This window comes from Protofrankia sp. CiP1_Cm_nod1, from assembly GCF_920888515.1.
Lineage (GTDB): Bacteria > Actinomycetota > Actinomycetes > Frankiales > Frankiaceae > Protofrankia.
Genome location: NZ_CAKKTM010000347.1, coordinates 1 through 4,990 on the forward strand (window position 1 = coordinate 1; position 4,990 = coordinate 4,990).

3 protein-coding genes are annotated in these 4,990 nt (G+C 72.3%); 1 reads left to right on the forward strand and 2 read right to left on the reverse strand.

Translation table 11 applies throughout. The features are described 5' to 3' along the window. Positions 1-1,137, reverse strand: a 1,137-nt coding sequence (locus tag NBX02_RS15545; protein WP_445548458.1) for an FAD-dependent oxidoreductase, incomplete at its 3' end; no start/stop codon positions are given. Positions 1,138-1,770: 633 nt separating this feature from the next. Further along, entirely contained in the window at positions 1,771-3,126 is a 1,356-nt protein-coding gene (gene ftsW / locus NBX02_RS15550) for a putative lipid II flippase FtsW (RefSeq protein WP_250285169.1), read from the reverse strand. Positions 3,127-3,530: 404 nt separating this feature from the next. On the opposite strand from ftsW, the gene NBX02_RS15555 reads away from it, so the two are divergent. Beyond that, a partial coding sequence (locus tag NBX02_RS15555) for an FAD-binding oxidoreductase (RefSeq protein WP_250291940.1) occupies positions 3,531-4,990 on the forward strand: 1,460 nt, incomplete at its 3' end.

A 4,990-nucleotide genomic window follows, 5' to 3' on the forward strand; every position in this document is an offset into this window, starting at 1 on the left:
GGCGACGGCCGCCCGGCCCGCCCAGGTGCCCGACGACAACGCCCACGCGGAGTTCTGGGCGCCGCCCCCGGAGGTGGCGCCCGCCACCAGCTCCCGGGTGGCCGCGTCACCGGCGGCGAACAGCCCCGGCACCGTGGTCGCGCAGTCGTCGTCGACGATCCGCAGGCCACCGGTACCGCGGATCGTCCCCTCGCAACGCAGGGTGACCTCGAACAGGTCGGTGTACGGGTTGATCCCCTTCCGGTCGAAGGGAAGCATGAAATTGGGCTGCACCCTCGGCATCTGCCGCTGGATGTGTTGCGGGGTGCGGTCGAGCCGGGTGTACACCGGGCCGGCCAGCATCGCCCGGGCCAGGGTTTCGGTGTGCAACGGCCCGCCCAGGGGGATTTCCTGGCCGTCGGCGTCAAAATAGGTACCGAACAGATAGGACATCGACCGGGTCATCGTCGACCACGCCGGCGACAGCGTGTAATAGTTGGAGAACTCCATACCGGAGAGCTCCGCCCCCGCCTCGACCGCCATCAGATATCCGTCCCCGGTGTTGTTCTGCGAGCCGAGCAGCCGGGAGGCGAAACCGCAGCCGCCGGTCGCCAGCACGACCGCGCCGGCGGCGACCCGATAGTCCGCCCCGGGCTGACGGCCCTCGCCGGGCTGCCGGCGCACCCCGTGGACGCCCGCCACCGAGCCATCGGCGTGGACGAGCAGCTCGAGCACGGGGCTGTGGTCGAGGATGCGCACGCCCGCGCGCCTGACCAGCCGCCGCATGGCCCGCAGATACTCCGGGCCGCGCACCGTCCGGTACTGGGTGGCCCCGTCGTCGTCGGTGGGAAAGCGGAACGTCTCACCGATGGTGGGCAGCAGCTCCCAGGTCTGGGCGAGAACGCGGCGCATCCAGCTTTCCTCGCCCAGCCCGAAAGCCCTGGCCTGGCGTTCCCGTAACGCCTCGGCGCGGTCCTGTTCCCGCGGCGGCACCCACCAGTGGCCGACCCCGGCGGTCGCCGTCACACCACTCGTACCGCAGTAGCCCTTCTCCGCCAGGACGACCGTGCCACCCTGACGGGCGGCGGCCAGGGCAGCCCACGTGCCGGCCAGCCCGCCACCGACGACGACCACGTCGGCGTGCAGGTCCCACGGCACCACATCCAACGGCGCCGCGTCCAACGGCGCGGTACCCAACGGCGCGGTGCCTAACGACTCCACGTGCTGGGACGTCACGGGGTCATCACCGGTGCTCCACCATCCTTTTCCCCTTCTCGCTTTTCCCGCCGGGCCGCCGGCGGCGCGACACAGTCAGCACACCGCCTTTGATGACCGTCCTTCAGCCCTTGGCCGGGCTGTCCCTTCTCACGGCGATAGAGCGATAGAGAAGATCCGGTTCCGGACGGTCAACGGGGACAGTGACCGCCGCCAGCGGCGTCCGCGGGAACGGCGTCCACCCTCACGGCCGGAGGAAAGCCTGCGGGCAAACGGTCCGTCACCAGCCGATCGCGGCCAGCGTCTCAGTCACGAAAGAAGATCGGAAGAACGAATGTGCCGGGACCTATCGACACAGACAGCTGTCGCTGCGCGCGAAGTCGACACAGCGACGCCGGACCAGGCGCGTTCCGACCGACATGTGAACCACTTTTCCCACTGACCGTCCGTGCGTCAAGGCTTCCGGCCTGTGTCACGCCCGGCCGGGCAACGGCCACCCGGTCACCATCCGTGGACGGTTCCGGCTTCGTCACCGCCCGTCGCGGGTGGACCGGCACGCAAAGGCAGACCGACGGATCACCAGCGGACGGAGGCCCGCGGATCGTCCTCATACCGGACGTCCGCGCGGTAGCCGCCGTGCGTCTGCTGGCCGGGCCCCGGCTGGACGTGGAGGCGCTGCCACCAGTGGTCGGCGCCGGCGCGGTCCCGGGCGTCGCGGCGGGCCGCCGCCCGGGAGCTGATCGCCGCGGCGGCCGCCGGCTCGTGGCGGGCGAACGACAGCAGCATGCCCACCGTGAGCATCGTCGGGACCAGCGCGGAGCCGCCGAAGGACACCAGCGGCAGCGGGATGCCGGTGATCGGCAGCAGCCCCACCACCGCCCCCATGTTGACCACCGCCTGGCCGATGATCCAGCCGGTGGCCGCCGCGGCGGCGAGCTGGATGAACGGGTCGGTGCTGCGGTGGGCGACCCGGATGCCGGCGAACCCGAGCACGGCGAAGAGCATGACGACGACCAGCGTGCCGAGCAGGCCCAGCTCCTCCCCGATGATGGCGAGGATGAAGTCGGTGTGGGCGTTGGGCAGCAGCCCCGGCCACTTCTCCCGGGAGGCTCCGAGGCCCTCCCCCCACCAGCCTCCGGAGGCCAGCGCGTACAGGCCCTGCACGGCCTGGAAGCCGGTGTCGTGGGCGTCCGCGAAGGGGTCGCGGTAGGACATCAGCCGTTCCAGCCGGTACGGCTCCCGGACGGCCAGGATGGTCCCGACCGCCAGGATCGCCCCACTGAGCGCGGCGAACACCCGCAGTGGCGTCCCGACCACCCACAGCAGGGTGAGCAGGACCGTGAGCACCACGATCGTCGTGCCCATGTCCGGCTCAAGCATGATCAGAACAGAGATCAGCAGCGCGCCGGGGACGAGCGGCACCAGCAGGTGCTTCCACTCCCCCAGCAGCTTGCGTTTGCGTACCAGCAGATCGGCGCCCCACAGGACGAGGGCGAGTTTCGCGATCTCGCTGGGCTGCAGCGTGTACGGCCCGAGCTCGATCCACCGCTGGGCGCCGTTGAGCGACTTGCCGAGCGGCGTCAGCACGACCAGCAGCAACAGCAGGGAAACGACCATCGTGGGATAGGCCAGCAGCCGGAACACCCGGACCGGCAGCCGGCTGCCGAGCACCAGCAGGGGCAGGCCGATACCCACCCAGGTCGCCTGGCGGGCGAACACCGCGTACGGGGAGCCCAGCTCCTCGAAAGCACGCACACTGGAGGCGGAAAGCACCATGATCAGACCGAGCAGCAACAACAGGCCGGCGGAGAACAGCAACAGGTAGTAGGACGCCAGCGGCCGGGCCAGCAGCGGCACCCGGTCGCCGTCACCGCCGCCCGCGGCCGGCCGGGAAACACCGGGCCGGGGCGGGCTCGTCATCAGACCGGTCATGCCACTCACCCCGACACCCTCCCCGGCACCATCCCCGGCTCCATCCCCGGCACGTCCTTTCGTTCTCGCCCCCGACGAATCCCCGGAGCACCGGGACGAACGCACCCCGGCGCGGAACGCCGTCACGCCTTCCCCCGAATAGTCCACGCCGGAGGCCCTTTCGACACCGACCATCGCGGGCGTGTCGGGCATCGGCCCACGGAACCACCGGACACACCGAACAACAATCAACCCTGCGGAGTCGCCCGGATATGCGAAGCAGCACACCATCGCAACGGTGATACGTGTTGCCGTAACCGACTCACCGACTCACCGACTCACCGACCCACCGGCCCACCGGCCCACCGGCCCGTCCCGCCGCCGGGCCGGCTACGACGAAGAGATCACGAGGAAGAGCCTGCGCCATGGCCCGAGACCCCGTACTGGAAACACTGCGTGATGCGATCGGCGACACGCGCGTGCTGACCGACCCCGACATCGTCGCCGGCTACGTCGGAGACTGGACCGGGCGCTTCGTCGGGCGGACGGCCGCCGTCGTCCGCCCGACGAACACCGCCGGCGTGGCCGCGGTCGTCGAGACCTGCGCCCGGTACGGGGCCCCGCTGGTGCCCCAGGGCGGCAACACCGGGCTCGTCGGCGGCGGGGTCCCCACCCGTGGGGAGATCGTGCTGAGCCTGCGCGGGCTCACCGGCACCCTGTCCGTCGACACGGCGGCCGCGCAGGCCACCGCCGGTGCGGGGGTGCTGGTCAGCAGCCTGCACCGGGCGGCGTCCGCCGCCGGCCTCGCCTACGGCGTGGACCTCGCCAGCCGGGACAGCGCCACGGTCGGCGGCACCGTCGCGACGAACGCCGGCGGCCTGCGCGTCCTGCGCCACGGGGACACCAGGGCCCAGCTGCTCGGCGTGGAGGCCGTCCTGGGTGACGGCAGCATCGTCTCCCACCTCACCGGCCTGCCCAGGGACAACACCGGCTACCACCTGCCGTCCCTGCTCGCGGGCAGCGAAGGGACGCTCGGCGTGGTCACGGCGGTGCGGGTCCGGCTGGTACCGGCCACCCGGGCGCGGGCGGTCGGGCTGCTCGGCTTCGCCTCGGTGGAGCAGGCCGTGACCGCGGCATCCCTGCTGCGCAACGGCCTGCCCGCGCTCGCGGCCGCCGAGCTGATGCTCTCCCCCGGCCTGGAGCTGGTGATCCGCGCCTGCCACCTGTCCCGGCCGCTGCGGGGCCAGCACCCGGCCTACCTGCTGGTCGAGATCGCGGACGAGACCGGCGTCTACGCGGGAGGCGGCGTCACCGCCGGCGGCATCCCCGGCAGGAACATCGCGGGCCGGGGCGTCACCGGCGGCGGTGCCGGAGGTCCCGGGCGCCTCGGTGGCCTCGGTGGCCTCGGTGGTGCCGGGACGGGCGGGCGGGCCACCGTGCTGGAGACGCTGGCGGACGCCGTCGCCAGCCTGCCCGGGGTCCAGGACGCGTCCCTGGCGGGCGACGCGCGCGGCTGCCGCGCACTGTGGGCCTACCGGGAACGGCACACCGAGTCGATCAGCACCTTCGGCACGCCCGTCAAGATGGACGTCACCCTGCCGCTGGGCGTCCTGCCCTCGTTCGTCGAGGCTGTCCCGGCCACCGTCGCGGGGATCGCCCCCGAGGCGAGGACCTGGCTGTTCGGCCACGTCGCCGAAGGCAACGTGCACGTCAACGTCACCGGCACCAGCGGCGGTAGCGGCGGCGGTAGCGGCGGCCGGGGCGAGGACGCCGCCGGGGACGCCGAGGACCGGCGGATCGAGGACGCCGTGTTCAGGCTCGTCGCCGACAGCGGTGGCAGCATCAGCACGGAGCACGGGATCGGCACGGCGAAACGCCGCTGCTG

Coding starts and splice junctions, on each gene's coding strand:
- ftsW (WP_250285169.1), bottom strand. CDS start 3,126: ATGACCGGTCTGATGACGAGCCCGCCCCGGCCCGGTGTTTCCCGGCCG.